The organism is Gammaproteobacteria bacterium, from assembly GCA_016200485.1.
GTDB lineage: Bacteria > Pseudomonadota > Gammaproteobacteria > Tenderiales > Tenderiaceae > JACQEP01.
In genome coordinates this window covers 70,362-84,945 of record JACQEP010000012.1, presented here as the reverse complement: position 1 = coordinate 84,945, position 14,584 = coordinate 70,362, and the positions used below count along the sequence as shown (strand labels likewise).

General features: G+C 54.2%; 17 protein-coding genes. 4 read left to right on the top strand and 13 right to left on the bottom strand.

The annotated features are described in order from the left end of the window. Positions 1-365: 365 nt before the first annotated feature. The 4 genes from HY272_08225 (at position 366) to HY272_08210 (ending at position 3,360) form a co-directional block, all read left to right on the top strand. A complete protein-coding gene (locus HY272_08225; protein ID MBI3772668.1) occupies positions 366-734 on the top strand; it encodes a hypothetical protein in 369 nt (122 codons plus the stop codon). A 212-nt stretch (positions 735-946) separates the two neighbouring features. Further along, positions 947-1,960: a hypothetical protein gene (locus tag HY272_08220; GenBank protein ID MBI3772667.1), complete on the top strand. Its 1,014-nt coding sequence runs from the start codon at positions 947-949 to the stop codon at positions 1,958-1,960. A 50-nt stretch (positions 1,961-2,010) separates the two neighbouring features. Then, positions 2,011-2,553 carry a transposase gene (locus HY272_08215; GenBank protein ID MBI3772666.1) on the top strand — a complete coding sequence of 181 codons (543 nt, stop codon included), beginning with the start codon at positions 2,011-2,013 and terminating at the stop codon, positions 2,551-2,553. 105 nt (positions 2,554-2,658) lie between these two features. Further along, positions 2,659-3,360, top strand: a complete 702-nt coding sequence (locus HY272_08210) for a YebC/PmpR family DNA-binding transcriptional regulator (protein MBI3772665.1) — start codon at positions 2,659-2,661, stop codon at positions 3,358-3,360. 196 nt (positions 3,361-3,556) lie between these two features. On the opposite strand, the gene HY272_08205 is transcribed toward HY272_08210, so the two are convergent. The 13 genes from HY272_08205 to cobM are packed head-to-tail and all read right to left on the bottom strand — an operon-like array spanning position 3,557 to position 14,583. Next, positions 3,557-4,549, bottom strand: a complete 993-nt coding sequence (locus HY272_08205) for a threonine-phosphate decarboxylase (GenBank protein MBI3772664.1) — start codon at positions 4,547-4,549, stop codon at positions 3,557-3,559. Beyond that, positions 4,542-5,453 carry a cobalamin biosynthesis protein gene (locus tag HY272_08200; protein MBI3772663.1) on the bottom strand — a complete coding sequence of 304 codons (912 nt, stop codon included), beginning with the start codon at positions 5,451-5,453 and terminating at the stop codon, positions 4,542-4,544. The genes HY272_08205 and HY272_08200 overlap by 8 nt, the downstream gene beginning before the upstream one ends. After that, positions 5,450-6,163: a 5,6-dimethylbenzimidazole synthase gene (gene bluB / locus HY272_08195; protein ID MBI3772662.1), complete on the bottom strand. Its 714-nt coding sequence runs from the start codon at positions 6,161-6,163 to the stop codon at positions 5,450-5,452. Before bluB ends, HY272_08200 begins: the two co-directional genes overlap by 4 nt. Next, the gene (locus tag HY272_08190) at positions 6,147-6,506 is read right to left on the bottom strand and encodes a (2Fe-2S) ferredoxin domain-containing protein (protein MBI3772661.1); all 360 of its coding nucleotides are present in this window, start codon (positions 6,504-6,506) and stop codon (positions 6,147-6,149) included. The genes bluB and HY272_08190 overlap by 17 nt, the downstream gene beginning before the upstream one ends. Further along, entirely contained in the window at positions 6,499-7,857 is a 1,359-nt protein-coding gene (gene cobJ / locus HY272_08185) for a precorrin-3B C(17)-methyltransferase (GenBank protein MBI3772660.1), read from the bottom strand. Before cobJ ends, HY272_08190 begins: the two co-directional genes overlap by 8 nt. Beyond that, on the bottom strand, positions 7,854-8,255 hold the full coding sequence (locus HY272_08180; protein MBI3772659.1) for a cobalamin biosynthesis protein: 402 nt from the start codon (positions 8,253-8,255) through the stop codon (positions 7,854-7,856). The genes cobJ and HY272_08180 overlap by 4 nt, the downstream gene beginning before the upstream one ends. Beyond that, the gene (locus tag HY272_08175; GenBank protein ID MBI3772658.1) at positions 8,252-9,001 is read right to left on the bottom strand and encodes a cobalamin biosynthesis protein CbiG; all 750 of its coding nucleotides are present in this window, start codon (positions 8,999-9,001) and stop codon (positions 8,252-8,254) included. The genes HY272_08180 and HY272_08175 overlap by 4 nt, the downstream gene beginning before the upstream one ends. Next, entirely contained in the window at positions 8,998-9,783 is a 786-nt protein-coding gene (gene cobI / locus HY272_08170) for a precorrin-2 C(20)-methyltransferase (GenBank protein MBI3772657.1), read from the bottom strand. Before cobI ends, HY272_08175 begins: the two co-directional genes overlap by 4 nt. Continuing rightward, positions 9,773-11,110, bottom strand: a complete 1,338-nt coding sequence (gene cbiE / locus HY272_08165) for a precorrin-6y C5,15-methyltransferase (decarboxylating) subunit CbiE (protein ID MBI3772656.1) — start codon at positions 11,108-11,110, stop codon at positions 9,773-9,775. Before cbiE ends, cobI begins: the two co-directional genes overlap by 11 nt. Then, positions 11,110-12,216, bottom strand: coding sequence for a cobalt-precorrin-5B (C(1))-methyltransferase (locus HY272_08160; GenBank protein ID MBI3772655.1), 1,107 nt, complete (start codon positions 12,214-12,216; stop codon positions 11,110-11,112). Before HY272_08160 ends, cbiE begins: the two co-directional genes overlap by 1 nt. After that, positions 12,216-12,890 carry a precorrin-8X methylmutase gene (locus tag HY272_08155; protein MBI3772654.1) on the bottom strand — a complete coding sequence of 225 codons (675 nt, stop codon included), beginning with the start codon at positions 12,888-12,890 and terminating at the stop codon, positions 12,216-12,218. The genes HY272_08160 and HY272_08155 overlap by 1 nt, the downstream gene beginning before the upstream one ends. Next, positions 12,887-13,789, bottom strand: coding sequence for a sirohydrochlorin chelatase (locus HY272_08150; protein MBI3772653.1), 903 nt, complete (start codon positions 13,787-13,789; stop codon positions 12,887-12,889). Before HY272_08150 ends, HY272_08155 begins: the two co-directional genes overlap by 4 nt. Next, positions 13,786-14,583: a precorrin-4 C(11)-methyltransferase gene (gene cobM, locus HY272_08145; GenBank protein MBI3772652.1), complete on the bottom strand. Its 798-nt coding sequence runs from the start codon at positions 14,581-14,583 to the stop codon at positions 13,786-13,788. The genes HY272_08150 and cobM overlap by 4 nt, the downstream gene beginning before the upstream one ends. Position 14,584: the final 1 nt, after the last annotated feature.

Genomic DNA, 14,584 nt, shown 5'->3' with positions numbered 1-14,584 from the left:
GGGTGCACCTGCTTCGGCCTGCTTGAGAATGGCCATGATTTGGCTGTCTGTATATCTTGATTTTTTCATGCAGAATCTCCTTCGCTAAGTCTACGAGAAAATTCTACTTCTGAGCACCGCTATTTTTCGGGGGGATTACCATTTTGCCCGGCATGTGGATTATGTGCATTACAACCCGGTTAAACACGGTTTGGTGGCACAGAATGACTGCGTGCGCATGGCGTACCCTACCTGATTTATATTGTTCCGAGCTCGGTAGCTTGGATTTAATGCATCCACCCTCAATATAGATCAAGTTTCCTGCCCCCTTTGCACACCTCCTGCAAACATGTTACAAAGCGCTTTCACTACTGGAGAGTCACATCATGCGTCGTAATATCCTTGCCGTTTCCGCCTCTATTTTATTGACCTTTGGGTCAGCATCGCTGCTGGCCGCTGAGACCCTGACCGTTGAGCAGGTGTATGCTCAGAAAGATAAACTCGCCGGGAAACAGGTGGAGGTGAGGGGCAAAGTGGTTAAGGTGAACAATGGCATCATGGGGCGCAACTTCCTCCACATCACCGACGGCACTGGCAAGGAGGGAACCAACGATCTGACCGTCACCAGTGATGGCACGGCGGAGGTGGGTGACAAGGTCAGCGCCAGCGGCGAAGTGGTGGTTAACCGTGATTTTGGCTCGGGCTACAGCTATCCGCTGTTGCTGGAGAAAAGTCACATCACCAAAACCCAATAACTGCGTGCTCGATGTTAGGTAGCCCATGTAGGATGCGGTGAGGAACGAACCGCATTGTTCGCGATTGATGCGGTTCACTTCGTTCACCACATCCTACAATCCCTCAAGCATGGATAAGCCTTGTAATCTATGTGCAGAAATTGAATCAGATGCTAAGGCGTTATACCATACGCAATACCTGTTATTTTTCAAAGGAAAGATGGTAGAAAAACATGGACAGCAAACACCGCATCATTCTACTGTCCCTGTTAACCGCACTGGGTGCTTGCGCCACCACTGATCAGACGGCATCGATATCCGTCAATGCCACATCGATCGCTAGCCACGACATGGCACTGACACTGCCTGTGATCACCATCGGCGCTCGACCAGAATGGTTGATGCACGACAGCCAGGATTATCCCCCCCGTGATTACTACACCCGCACCGCCCAGGCCGATAGCCCACAAGCGGCAGCGACGCTGGCCTGTGAACGGATCATCACATTGCTGCGCCCCGAGCCGGAAGCTGAACCGGTAGAGCAGTTGCAGCAAAAGATCAAAATCGCCGCGCTTTGGCACAACCAGGGCCGCTATCATGCGCTGGCGGTTTTGCCCCGGCAGGAGGCTGAAACATTTCTGCGCGGTCGATTAAACAGTTTGGACGCCGCCACAAAAATCAGCGTCGCTAAACTTGACGCAACCGATGAGCCGCTGGAAAAAATTGGCCTGTTGCACAGCGTGATTCAACGCCAGCAACTCCGTGCCGCTTATCAGAAATCACTTAAACAGGTGGACCCGCTCAAAGAAGGCCGCGAATCTCCTTGGGACACGCGCCGCTGGTCGTTGCAAATGGAAGCGTTGCTGAAAGAGTTGCGCGTCATCCCAGTGATGGACATCACGCTGTCAAATCCCACTGCCTTGACCCCGATGCTTGAACAAGGGCTGAAAAACGGTGGCATGCAACCTGCCAGCCCGCTTGAAGCGGATTACATTCTCAGCGGCAAGTTGGACATCGAAGAAAAAGAACTGACTAATGGTTACACCCAGGCTAAAGGTCACCTGGAACTGACGCTGCAACACAAAGACAAGCAGATACGTTACGGCATGCAAGACTGGGCATTCGAAGTCACATCCCTCAGCGCCGAGGGGGCTAAAGAGCGGCTGCTGAACAAGGTGCAACAAATCCTCACGCAAGATAAACGGGGAACGATTATCGGCATTGCCACGCAGCCGACGGTCAAATAGACCAGTAGGGTGCGCTGTGCGCACGCGTAACAAATAGCTATGATTACACCATGTCACACTACCGTCGCTCACACATTCCCGGCACAACTTATTTCTTTACGGTAAACACTTACCGCCGACAACGTATTTTGACGCATCCCGAGGTGATTGATGCGCTACGGAGCACGTTCCGGAGCGTTCGTGAACAATATCCATTCTGTATTGATGCGCTGGTGATTTTGCCGGACCATCTACACACTCTTTGGACTTTACCTCCGGGGGATGCCGATTATACGATTCGTTGGAGCTTGATTAAACGCCAGGTGTCCCAAGCGTCACGCCATCTCGTTACTCATGAACAAAATAACTCACAACGGAAACGACGCGAGATTGGTTTCTGGCAACGGCGATATTGGGAACATCAAATTCGAGATGATATCGATTTTGCCCGGCATGTCGATTATGCGCATTATAATCCGGTCAAACACGGGCTGGTGGAACGGGTTTGCGATTGGCCGCATTCAACTTTCCATCGATATGTTCGATTGGGAATGTGTGCGCTTGATTGGGGCGGTGGCGATGCCATTGTGGCCAAGGGTGGATTTGGCGAATGACCGCGTGCGCACGGCGCACCCTACGAATCGTATGTTTTACCCAGCCACCCCATTTTCCATTAAAATAGCGAGCTAGATAGGCATAAGAATCGCGAGGACGTAAGCATGGGTGCTCAGTGGAAAGCAAAAGGCAAAGAGGCAGCGGCCAACGCCAAGGGCCGTATCTTCACCAAATTGGCGCGGGAAATCATGGTCGCGGCGCGCAATGGTGCCGATCCGGACATGAACCCTCGTTTGCGGTTGGCGGTGGATCAGGCGAAGAAAGCTTCCATGCCCAAGGATACCGTCGAGCGGGCGATCAAGAAGGGGGCTGGCCTGCTGGACTCAGGGGTGAGCTTCGAGAAGGTGACGTATGAAGGCTTTGCGCCGCACCGCGTGCCGGTGATTGTTGAGTGTCTGACGGATAATGCCAACCGTACCATCTCCAGTATGCGGGGGTTGTTCCGTAAGGGGCAATTGGGTGCTGCCGGGTCGGTGTCCTGGGATTTTGATCATCTGGGAATGATTGAGGCGACGCCGGAAGCCGCAGGTGCTGATCCCGATATGGCTGCGATCGAAGCCGGCGCCAGTGATCTGGAGCCGGGTGATGACGGCACAACGCTGTTTTACACCGATCCCGCCGAACTGGATGCCGTCTCACGCGCGTTGCCGAGCTATGGTTTTGCGGTGCAGTCGGCCAAAATCGGCTACCGCCCCAAGAATCCGGTAAAGGTGGGTGATGCAGAACGTGCCGAGGTGGAGGCGTTTCTGGAAGCCATCGATGCGGATGATGATGTGCAGAATGTGTATGTGGGGTTGGCGGATTAACGGAAGGCTTGCAGCGTGTTGAAAGATACCCTCTCCCTCAGGGAGAGGGCAGGGGTGAGGGGATTAAAGCATTATAAGCGCTTAATTATATCCCCTCATCCTAACCTTCTCCCTTAGGGAGAAGGGACTCAGATTACTTTTTCAACAAGCTGCCAGATAACAAATTATTCTTCGTTGTAAATTTCGCAGGGGCGATTCATGAATCGCCCCTACGTTTATATGCGGCAAGAGCAATATCCAATCGTTCCCAACCCGACTCCGTAGCAGGCAAACCAAAGCGCACACTTGGTGGTTGTTGAAACAAACGCGTGAGAATACCCTGGCGGGCGAGGTGTTCGTGGAGTTGCACGGCGTTCGGTGTTGGCAGCCATTGGAACAGGGCGCAGCCGTGGGTGTTGAGTCCGTGTTTCGCTAGCAGTGAAGTGAGGCGCTGACCTTCGGCATTTAATTGTGCGCGCATGGCGGTTTGCCATGTTCTATCCATTAATGCGTGCGCGGCAACATGGCGGGCGGGGGCGCTGATGCTCCACGGGCCGAGCAGCTGTTTCATTTGATCCAGCAACTGCGTTTCGGCTAACACGAAACCAACACGGGCCCCGGCCAAACCAAAAAATTTTCCCAGCGAACGCAATACGATTAATCCGGGCAGCGGTGTGTGTTTGGTGATGCTGTATTCCGGCGTGGTGTCCATGAAGGCTTCATCGATCACCAGCCAGCCGCCACGGGCAGAAAGTTGCTGATGCCAGTCGAGTAATTGCTGCGTTGAAAATCGCGCACCTGTTGGATTATTAGGATGAATGACGACGACGACATCCATTTCAGCGCAAGCAGCGTTTAAATTTTCTGCACTCACGGGTGCGACATCGTGACCGGCGCGTTGCCAGCCATGCGCGTGTTCGTTGTAACCGGGGCTGATCACCGCGACGCGTGACGGTGCGCGCAATTGTGGCAGTGTTTGAATCGCGGCCTGTGATCCGGCGACAGGCAGTAATGCAGAGGCGCCATAATAGTCGCAAGCAGCAGAGACGAGATTGTCTTCATCTTCGGGCAAACGATTCCAGATGGCGGCGGGAATATTGGGTACGGGCCAACCGTGAGGATTAATGCCGGTGGAAAGATCAATCCAGTCATTCAATGGAATGTTGTAGCGCGCTGCAGCTTGATGCAGGCGACCGCCATGTTCAAGCATGAATGAATGCTCCGATAAAAAGGATAACCAACCATAGCAGCAGACCGTGGTTGATGAGTTTCAAGGCACGATCGATGTCGTGAGTGGAAGGCAATTCGCCACCGCCGAGTATTGGGCGATCGTGCATTTCTCCTTCATAACGAGCGGGGCCGCCGAGCATGATGCCGAGTGCGCCTGCACCGCTGGCCATTACTGGGCCAGCATTGGGGCTATCCCACTGCGGTGCCTGTATTTTCCAGCAATTAAGCGCATGTCTGGTTTTTCCGAACAGCGTGTAGGTGAGTGCGGTGAGTCGTGCCGGGATAAAGTTTAAAACATCATCGAGTCGTGCAGCGGCCCAACCGAAATGCAGAAAGCGTTCGTTGCGGTAGCCCCACATGGCGTCGAGTGTGTTGGCAAGTCGAAACAAAACAACACCAGGCGCGCCTGCAATGATGAACCAGAAAATGGCGCCGAAGATGGCGTCATTGCCGTTTTCCAGCACCGATTCAACAGTGGCTTTGGACACATCCGTTACTTCCATGCTGGCGGTGTCACGGCTGACCATCATGCCGACATTGCGGCGTGCGGCAGTCAGATCGTTTTCACGCAAGGCATCACGCACACGCAGGGCGTGATCTCCAAGGCTTTTCCAGCCGATGGCGAGATAAAGAATCACAACACCCACTATCGGACTAAGTATTGCCAAGCCTGCGGCCAGTAGCACGAAAGGCGCGATTAAGAGGGTGATGCCGAACGCCCCGCGCAGACGCTGTTGCGATGGTGATGAATTGCTTTGGCCATGACACTTGGCTTCAACGATGCGCGCAAGACGACCAAAGCCAATCAGTGGATGATAATGGCGCGGTTCACCGAGCAGGGCATCAAGTACCAGTGCAGCTAAAACGCTAAGTGCAATGATCATGGTGTTGACGTGGCGTGCAGTGGGGGTGCGTGTTCTTGTGCATTGCCCCAGGTGTTTTCAAAAACGAGTTCATGCAGTGGCCGCCCTTGACGCCAGCCGGTGAGTTCCAGCATCGGTGCGGGATAAAATTGATCGACCTGACCGAGACAAAGGATGGCTATGGGTTTGCTGCCGGAGGGCATTTCCAACAATTGCGCCAGCGCGGCAGGTTCAAACATCGATACCCAGCCCATGCCCAGATTTTCAGCACGTGCGGCCAGCCACATGTTTTGAATGGCGCAGGCAACGGAGCTTAACGCCATTTCTTGCGGCAGGGTGCGGCGGCCGAACACAGTGCCATCATCGGGTGCGAGTGCAGCGATCATCAGTTCCGAACATTCGCGGATGCCTTCCACTTTTAGCCGCAGAAATTCTGCATTGCGTTCGCCTAATATTGTGGCAGTGGCCTGGCGTTCTGCTTCAACCAGATCGGCGATGCGTTGGCGCAGGGTCACATCGAGGATGCGGATAAAGCGCCACGGTTGCATCAATCCAACAGACGGCGACATGTGCGCTGCGGCCATGATGCGCGCTAACACAGTGTCGTCGATGTGAGTGCCGGACACAAAGTGCCGCATGTCACGGCGCGCCTCGATGATGCGATAAAGGCTATCGCGATCCTGGGCGCTGAAGTGCGGGGCGTCAGTCGCTGTGTCAGCTGACTTCGGCATGTTCCATGCTCCGGTGATAGATCAAATGCTCTACCGGTTCGCCACCCACCAAATGTTCAGCAATGATGCGATCAAGATTTTGTTCAGTGACATTGTAGTACCAGATGCCATCGGGTTGGACGCACACAATTGGGCCGGATTTGCAGGTGGCAAAACAGTGGGTGCGGGTGCGTTTTACACGTAATGCACCACTATCAATACCCGCGGCCTTGAATTTCTCTCCCAGGCTATCGAACAGTCTTTGTGATTCGCCATCCTCGCTGCAGCGCGGGCCGGCACATATCAATAAATGACGTTTGTAGTCGCCCATTTTTGGCTTCTCAGGCATGTTGAATTCACTCATCGTTGGCGGCCTCCGCTACAGCAAGTACCGGCGGGCATTCGATCAACTCAATGTGTTGCGCCAGTGCCTCGCGGTCGAAAGGACGATCCAGTGTGCGGAGCAGCAGCGAGAACACGGGAGTACGTTGTTCATCCAGGAAATAAACACCGTGCAGCATATTATCGCGACCGGTGAACCAGGCTTGATGGACTTTGTGCCAGGGAATGTGTAGATGGAAGTGGTCGTTAATGACATTCAGACGTTCACCCTTGCGCTCAAGGTCGGCGCCGGAAAACAGCATTTCGACGACGGCATCATTGCTGGAACGTGCCACACCGCGCAGTTTTCCCCATTGGCGTGCCAGTTCGAGCGCTTTGTCTTGTTGCGACGGGGCGGCCGCAATGGCCTGATAGATGCCTGCATCGTCATCGCTATTCGCTTCGGCAATCGCGGCGAGTATTTCACCGACTGGCGCATCAAAATGGCGGGCCACTTCGTTGAGTGTGACTTCCGGGTTGTCGCGCAGATAACCACGCACATAGGATTTCCATCCTAACAGTCCCATGCTGAGTGAGCGGCCGGCCTGTTCACCACTAAGCACTTCACCGCGCATGGTTTCGTATTTGTTAGCATAACCGCGCGGGGTGACCATCAATCCTTCGCGCAAGAAAGTGTTGCTGTTACCGATTAATACCGTGGTCAACATGCCGATGTCGTGGTCGGCCATGTGTTCCAGGGTTGTGAACTGAATGTTTTGCCGTGGTCGATAGGCGGACTTTACCAAGGCTACGGGCGTATCGGCGCGGCGATGCAGCAACATGATGCGTTGTGCTTCGACGATTTGCTGTGTGCGGCGGCCGCTCTTGGGATTGTAGAGGGCGACAACAAAATCGGCGCGTGCAGCAGCCTCAAGGCGACGGGCGATGACCGGCCACGGGGTAAGCAGATCAGACAGCGATATCGAACAGAAATCGTGAGTAAGTGGTGCGCCCACCAATGCGGCGCAAGAATTGATGGCCGAACTTCCGGGAACGACTTCGACCTCGATGCCATTGCCGGGCTTCCATCCCGCCTGGAGCAAGACTTCATAGGTAGGTCCGGCCATGCCGTAAATCCCGGTATCACCGGATGACACCAACGCTACGATTTTTCCCTGTTGCGCACGTTCCAGTGCTTCATAACAACGATCCAATTCTTCCGTCATGCCCTTGCGGATGACTTCTTTACCGTCGATCAGATCCTTCACCAGCTTGATATACGTTGAATAGCCGATGATGGTATCCGACTGTGCGATAGCTTCGCGAGCACGGATCGACATGTGCGATTCGCTGCCAGGGCCGAGACCGACCAAGAAAATTTTTCCATTACTCATGATTTGGTTACCTTTGCAATCGAGACCGTGGCGTTTTTGTTGTCCGGACCACGGTATTTATGTTTTTCTACTAGAAGATTTTGCATGTCTGTGTTGGCCGCCAGCAGCGCGGCGGCTTCAGCCACCGTCGGAGTCCCCATGTAGTGCATCACGGTCGCCGAAGGATTGGGGACAGGGACTTGCGCCAACGCTTCAGCAGAATAAAATTTGAGCCGCCAGCCGTGTTGTTTGGCGAGTGCCAGCAGACAAACTTCATCCTGTTTTTTATCGATGCTGGCCACGGCTTGTACCTCGTCCATCGAGACGCTGGCCAGTGCCAATGCTTGTGCCACCGCTGTTTCCAGTGTCGCCAGCGATGTGTCACGGTCGCAACCGATGCCAAGCGCAACACGGTTCATTGCTGATGCTCCGGTGGGCGATACACCACTAATCGTTCTGACAGCGAGTCCCAGGTTTCATCCTTGATGTTACGGCGCGTGACCCAAAGTACGGCTTTATATTGATTCAGATCCACGGCTTCGTATTGATCAAAGATATGGACATTGGCGGGGAGTGGAGTAGGCCGTGTCCACCATTGTTTTGATCCCGCTTCTTGTACAAAGGCAATGGGTTCACCGTTCACGACATGTGCGGAGACGCGCGTGATATTGATTTTCGGCGCTTCCACTTTCCAACCGAGTTCACGGCCCAGGATGTCGACTGGGATCGTCTTGCCAACATCCGAGGCGGTGGTAATCACCGGCGTGGCATTCAATAGCGCGGCAAGATGTTCAGCATAGGCGTTGGCGCCACCGACATGGCCTGATAGTACCGGGATCACAAATTGCGCCGCATCATCCACTACCAAGATGCCCGGATCTTCATCTTTAGATTTGAGGTGTGGTGCGATCAAGCGCACGACGGCACCCAGGGATACAAAAAATACAATCTGATCGTAATCAGAAAACATTGAAGCAATTTCGTCCTTTAATGCGCCGCTGTAACTGCACAGGGTGTTGGGAATGCTGCGCATGGTTTCGCTGAATTTTTCGGCGACGATCACGGTCGCTTCCGGCATACGTGGAGCGAGCTCGGTAACCTGATGGGCGCCATGTTTGGTGATGGCGACCAGCGCGACGCGGGGTATTGCTGGAGTGCTGCTCATGCTTCTTCCTCAACCAGCTCAGAGCTGGATTTTTTGCGACAGCCGCGAATCATCTCGCTGCGTTGACGTTGTGGGTTCTTTACCATTAATAGCGAGAGATAGTTCACGGTCTGGCCGCGCAGCTCGCGGACATTGCGAATCACTCGCTCATTAGGGGTGCCTGCTTTTTCTACGAAATAACTGTGTTCCAGCAAATTGTGCTGTTCGAGAAGATCGATAATGTCATCGATTAAGGGTTTGACTTTGAGCAATATCAGCGTATCAAAATCAGCGAGCAAGCGTTCGATGGTGGGGATACCGTAAGCCGCAGGGATAATGGCGACGGTGTCGTCCTGATCAGCAAGCGAGGTTTGTAAACGTGCAGCCGCAGCGTGGAAAGAGGAAACGCCAGGGATAATTTTTATTCGAATTTCCGGATCAAGCGCGGCGACCGTGCGCGCCAGATAGCCAAATGTGGAATAGGTGGAGGCATCGCCCTCGACGAGGAACGATACATCCTGATCACGCAGCAAAAATTCAAGTGCTGTTTGAGCGGCTTGCAACCAATATTTAGCCAGCAACTCCGTATCATGAGTCATGGGGAAGATTAACGGCGTATGTTGCTTAGGCAAGTTAAGCCCCGCGCGTTGTGCGATACCCAAGGCAAAGCTCTCCGATTTTTTGTTGCGAATCGGGTAGGTCCACACGGTATCTTGGTGCAGCACTTCCCAGGCGCGGCGAGTGATGAATCCCGGATCGCCAGGGCCGAGCGATACGCCGTACAAGATGCCTTTATTCGCCATGGGAATCATTCCTTCTGGCACAGACAATCCACACCGGATTTTCAGCAGCCAGTCGCTGCATATTCAAAATCGGACGGCTGCGCGAGGCCTGCAATTGCGTGATGTCCCACTCGGCATTGATCGTCTTCAGGGTTTCAATCGCCGTTGAAAGATTTTCAAAAGTGACAAAATTCATCACCAGCCAACCATTCTCATTCAGGCGGTTCAAGCACAGTTTGATCAGCTCTGAAAGTTCACCACCCGAGCCGCCGATAAATACGGCATCCGGGGCCGGCCAGACGTCCATTCCCTGAGGCGCTTTGGCGTTCACCAATGTGTAATTATGAATCTTTTGCGCGCGGCGGTTTTCGGCAGCGTTGGCGACATCATCGGGGTTTTTTTCAATGGCATAAACATGGCCATCTGTTGCTAGTCTTGCCGCCTCCAGCCCGACGGCACCGGAGCCGGCTCCAATATCCCAAACGATGCTGTTGTTGCGCAATTGCATGCGCGCCAGCGATACGGCGCGCACCTCACGTTTGGTGATCAGGCCTTTTTCCGGGTACCGCTGGCGATAACTGTCATCGGCAAGGCCAAACAGCAGTTCGCGACGGGCGGGGGTATCTCGCCATAAAAATAAGATATTTGGGTCGGTGAACTTGCGTTCGGCGGCCTCAGTGATTGAACAGTTGTTGATGATGCGTTCATCGTGTTGCAATAAATGTTCGGCAACAGCCATACGCAACTCATCGCCCAAGCCTTCCTGTAGCAGCATGCGCGCGATGCGATCGGGCGAGTTGTGCGGACTGGTGAAAATGGTCAGTCGATCATGCTGTGTTACTGCACGTAGTAATTCATAGAGCCCATGCTCGGGCCCGGCGCCAGGCGTCCACTCGCCAGCATCTCGGCTATGCACGGAGCAAATTTTCATGTCCTGCCAGCTAAAGCCAAGGCGGGCACAGGCCAATTGGATCGTGGAGATGTTAGGTAAAATTTCGCATGCATTATGATCGAGTCTGGCCAGTAAATAGCTGGCGATGCCGTGACACAGTGGATCACCGGTCGCCAGCACGACAGCCTGTTGGCCTTGTGTTTGGGCACGCTGTATCCAGTCCGTGACCTGGCTGAGTTGCCCGGTAAGATCACGGCGTTCCGCCTGTGGCGCAAAGTAATCTGCAAATTGTTGTAACGTGCGTGTGCCGCCGATGATCAGATCTGCCTGTTTGATAAAGCCGAGCGCGCGTGCGCTCAGACTGGCGGCGCCATCATCCAGTACGCCAATAATGCGGCAGGGCTCGACAGCCGTATTCAATGCTGCGCTGTGTAGCGATTTTTCTTTTACTTCCATCACGGCGTATTTCCTGTTGCTTCGGCGATCTTGTTGCCATCGAAATCACAAATCAAAACCTTGAGGCTGAATTTTTGCGGATAGCGCGCTCCCAGTGTCGTGATTACACGTTGCGCCAGCGCATGGTGGAAGGCATCGACCAGTCCCAATTCTTCCATGCGCTCAGCGGCATAACGCGCGGTCTCGGCATTGCGGATGTCATCGCAGATATTGGCAGCGACGCCGATGCTTTGCGCCAGCTCGGCCAGTAGCGTAGTGTTGACTTCGGCGCGCCCGGCGTGGGTGATGGTTTCGCCCTGAGCCATTTTGGTAAGTTTGCCGACCATGCCACCGATGACGACATGTTTAATATTTTCTTCGACTACCGTATCCAGGGCGTAGCTGAGAAAATCGCCCATTTGCACAAAGCAGGAAGATGGCAGTTGCGATAACTCTCGCATCACAAATTTTTCAGTGCGACCGCCGGTGGTGAGGACGACGGTGTCTTGTCCCTGTCGTGCAGCAACCTGAATCCCTTGAATCACGCTGGCACGAAACGCAGCGGTGGAGTAGGGGCGCACGATCCCAGTGGTGCCGAGGATGGATATGCCGCCGATGATGCCCAGGCGTGAATTCAAAGTCTTTTTTGACATCTCTTCGCCGCCCGGCACAGAGATGATGACCTTTAAACCATTAATTGCGAGCAGTGTGCCCGCAGCGGCGCGCACGTTTTCTTCAATATTACGGCGTGGTACGGGATTGATGGCCGGGCCGCCAACGTCCAGACCTAGTCCCGCCATAGTGATGGTGCCAACACCGGCGCCGCCTTCAAGTATTACTGCACCGGGTGCGTCGGTTAACAGACTGACATCGGCAGTTAAATGCGCGCCATGGGTGCAATCCGGATCATCGCCCGCATCTTTGATGACGACGGCATGCGCCTGTGTTTTTGTACATTGGCCTTCAGTGACTGCAAATTGCACCGTCTGCCCATTGGGCAACAAGCAATCTACCGACTCCGGCACCTGGCCATGGCTCAGGCCAAGTGTGGCGGCGCGTGCAGCAGCGGCAGCGCAGGCACCGGTCGTAAAACCGGTGCGGGTACCTTTCTTTTTCGTGGACTCCATCAAGCGCGTGCTATTGCCTTTTGTTGAGCCTCAGCCAAGGCCAGTAATGCATGTAATGCGGCGACGACCAGAGTAGAACCGCCTTTGCGACCCGAGGTGATAATCCACGGAATATCCCCGATTTCGGCGAGTGCGGCCTTGGATTCGGCGGCAGAGACAAAACCCACTGGCATACCCACAATCAGTGCCGGGCGTACTTTTTCCTCGTGCATCAGCCGGATGACTTCGAGTAATGCCGTGGGCGCGTTGCCGATCGCGACAATGCCGCCATCCAACAATCCAAGTTGATGTGCCTTGCGCATGGCTTGCACGGCGCGAGTGGAATTCTTGGCGCGTGCCTGGGCGATGACGTCCTCATCGCTAATGAATTGATGAATCTCTACACCAAAATGCGCCAAGCGGGGCCGCGATACACCAACGCAGATCATGTCGACATCGGCAACAATCGGTCTGCCCGCAAGCATGGCATCGATCCCGGCGCGCACCGCAGTGGGATGAAATTGCGTCAGGCCGTTAAATTCAAAATCCGCTGTCGCATGAATCATGCGCCGCACGATAGGCCATTGCTCCGCTGTGTAATGGTGCGGACCGGCTTCGCGATCAACGATGGCGAAGGATTCGTGTTCTATCTGTTGGCCCGCCTGAGTGAGTTGTTCAGTGACGACGGTATTCATTTTGCGCCTGCGATTCTAATGTGATCATGTTCGTGTTCATGATGATCATGCTCGTGGGGATGGGCGTGATCATGGTGGTGACCATGGCCCTGCTCATGCGCGATTTCGCGATATTTGCAACCATCGCAAGGCATCAATGCGGCAGGGTGCTCATGTTGAATGTTATGTACATTTTCATCCAGTAATTGGTAAATCTCTTCCTCAAAGCCAAAATAATCAGCGCGGGCAAAACGGATATGCGGATACTGGGCGCTGAGATGTTCCACCTGGCGTTTGATGCGTTCGATCAGGGTGCCGGTGAACAGGTAATAGGGCAGTACCACGATTTGTGTCATCCCCACTTTGGAATGACGTTGAGCCACGCTTTCAATGCGCGGATAGGTAATGCCGGTAAAGGCAATATCCACCAGTTCGTGATCGCCTTCTTCCTGTAGCCAGCGTGCCATCTTGGCGAGTTCACCGTTAGCCATGCGATCCGACGAGCCACGCCCCAGTACGATGATGCTCGTAGTTTTCGGATCGGGCATGTCCAATTGATTCATGGCCTTTTTGAGTCGACGTTTCAAAATATTCAGAATCGGGTCGCAGGCGCCTAAATGCGGTGCATAAACAAACTCAATGCGCGGATGGCGTTCTCGCGCTTCCTCGATGTGCTCGGGAATTTCCATTTTCACGTGACCGGCGGCATTCAGGATCAACGGCACGACGATCGCACGCCGGCCATGACGTGCGGCGTTATCCAAGCCTTGGTCCAACATGACATCGGCAAACTCGATAAAACAAACTTCGATGTTCCAGTCCGGATGGCGTTTGCGCCAGATGTTTGCAAACTGTTCAATTTCCTGGTTGCCCGCGGGATTACGTGAACCGTGGCCGACGAGCAGAATCGTATCTTTCATTGTGAAGCCTCGCGTACTGTTTTTCCGCCTTTGCGGAAACGATGAGTAAAACTTGCGTCGTAGAGTTTTGATTTTTTCAATTCCCGCCAGTGGCGTGCGCCGAGTGTCGGGCTGACGATAATCATTGCCTGACTGTTGATCTTTTCTTCGCGACAACGCTCGCGGATATCGGCCAGTGTGCCACGGATGATTTTTTCTTCATTCGGCCAGCTGGCCTTGTGGACCACTAACACGGGTGAGTCCTCTGTCCAACCGGCAGCGAGCAGCTCTGCTTTTACTTTGCTGAGCAAGGTGATGGAGAGAAACAGACAAATCGTGCAATGGTGTTGGGCCAGTTCTTGCAGCGATTCACCTTCCGGCATCGGCGTGCGGCCTTCCATGCGCGTGAAGATGACGGTCTGCGTGACTTCCGGCAGGGTCAGACTTTCCATCGCTGCTGCAGCTGAAGCCATCGCCGAAGAAACGCCGGGTACTACACCGCACTCGATATTGGCGGCATCCAGCGGCTGGAGCATTTCGATCAACGCGCCATAGAGCGAAGGATCACCGGTCTGCAGGCGCACGACAGTGTCATGCGCCTGTGCCTGGGCAATTAACCAATCGGTGATTTGCTCCAGCGTCATGTCCTTGGAATCGACGATGTCGCAATTTGCTGGTGCCCAGCGAGTTGCCGCTTCCGATACCAGCGAACCGGCGTAGAGGATTGCGCCCGCGCGGGCGATAAGATCGCGCCCCTTGAGCGTCAACAATTCCGGATCACCGGGACCGGCACCGACGAACCACACCTTGCCCATG

Bases quoted from the DNA above. Each gene is read 5' to 3' on its own strand.
- HY272_08180 (MBI3772659.1), bottom strand. From the start codon at position 8,255: ATGAACCGTGTTGCGCTTGGCATCGGTTGCGACCGTGACACATCGCTG.
- cobJ (MBI3772660.1), bottom strand. From the start codon at position 7,857: ATGAGTAATGGAAAAATTTTCTTGGTCGGTCTCGGCCCTGGCAGCGAA.
- HY272_08205 (MBI3772664.1), bottom strand. From the start codon at position 4,549: ATGCTTGAACATGGCGGTCGCCTGCATCAAGCTGCAGCGCGCTACAAC.
- HY272_08200 (MBI3772663.1), bottom strand. From the start codon at position 5,453: ATGATCATTGCACTTAGCGTTTTAGCTGCACTGGTACTTGATGCCCTG.
- HY272_08175 (MBI3772658.1), bottom strand. From the start codon at position 9,001: ATGAGCAGCACTCCAGCAATACCCCGCGTCGCGCTGGTCGCCATCACC.
- cobI (MBI3772657.1), bottom strand. From the start codon at position 9,783: ATGGCGAATAAAGGCATCTTGTACGGCGTATCGCTCGGCCCTGGCGAT.
- cobM (MBI3772652.1), bottom strand. From the start codon at position 14,583: ATGGGCAAGGTGTGGTTCGTCGGTGCCGGTCCCGGTGATCCGGAATTG.
- HY272_08210 (MBI3772665.1), top strand. From the start codon at position 2,659: ATGGGTGCTCAGTGGAAAGCAAAAGGCAAAGAGGCAGCGGCCAACGCC.
- HY272_08190 (MBI3772661.1), bottom strand. From the start codon at position 6,506: ATGAGTGAATTCAACATGCCTGAGAAGCCAAAAATGGGCGACTACAAA.
- HY272_08150 (MBI3772653.1), bottom strand. From the start codon at position 13,789: ATGAAAGATACGATTCTGCTCGTCGGCCACGGTTCACGTAATCCCGCG.
- HY272_08160 (MBI3772655.1), bottom strand. From the start codon at position 12,216: ATGGAGTCCACGAAAAAGAAAGGTACCCGCACCGGTTTTACGACCGGT.
- bluB (MBI3772662.1), bottom strand. From the start codon at position 6,163: ATGCCGAAGTCAGCTGACACAGCGACTGACGCCCCGCACTTCAGCGCC.
- HY272_08220 (MBI3772667.1), top strand. From the start codon at position 947: ATGGACAGCAAACACCGCATCATTCTACTGTCCCTGTTAACCGCACTG.
- HY272_08155 (MBI3772654.1), bottom strand. From the start codon at position 12,890: ATGAATACCGTCGTCACTGAACAACTCACTCAGGCGGGCCAACAGATA.
- HY272_08225 (MBI3772668.1), top strand. From the start codon at position 366: ATGCGTCGTAATATCCTTGCCGTTTCCGCCTCTATTTTATTGACCTTT.
- cbiE (MBI3772656.1), bottom strand. From the start codon at position 11,110: ATGGAAGTAAAAGAAAAATCGCTACACAGCGCAGCATTGAATACGGCT.
- HY272_08215 (MBI3772666.1), top strand. From the start codon at position 2,011: ATGTCACACTACCGTCGCTCACACATTCCCGGCACAACTTATTTCTTT.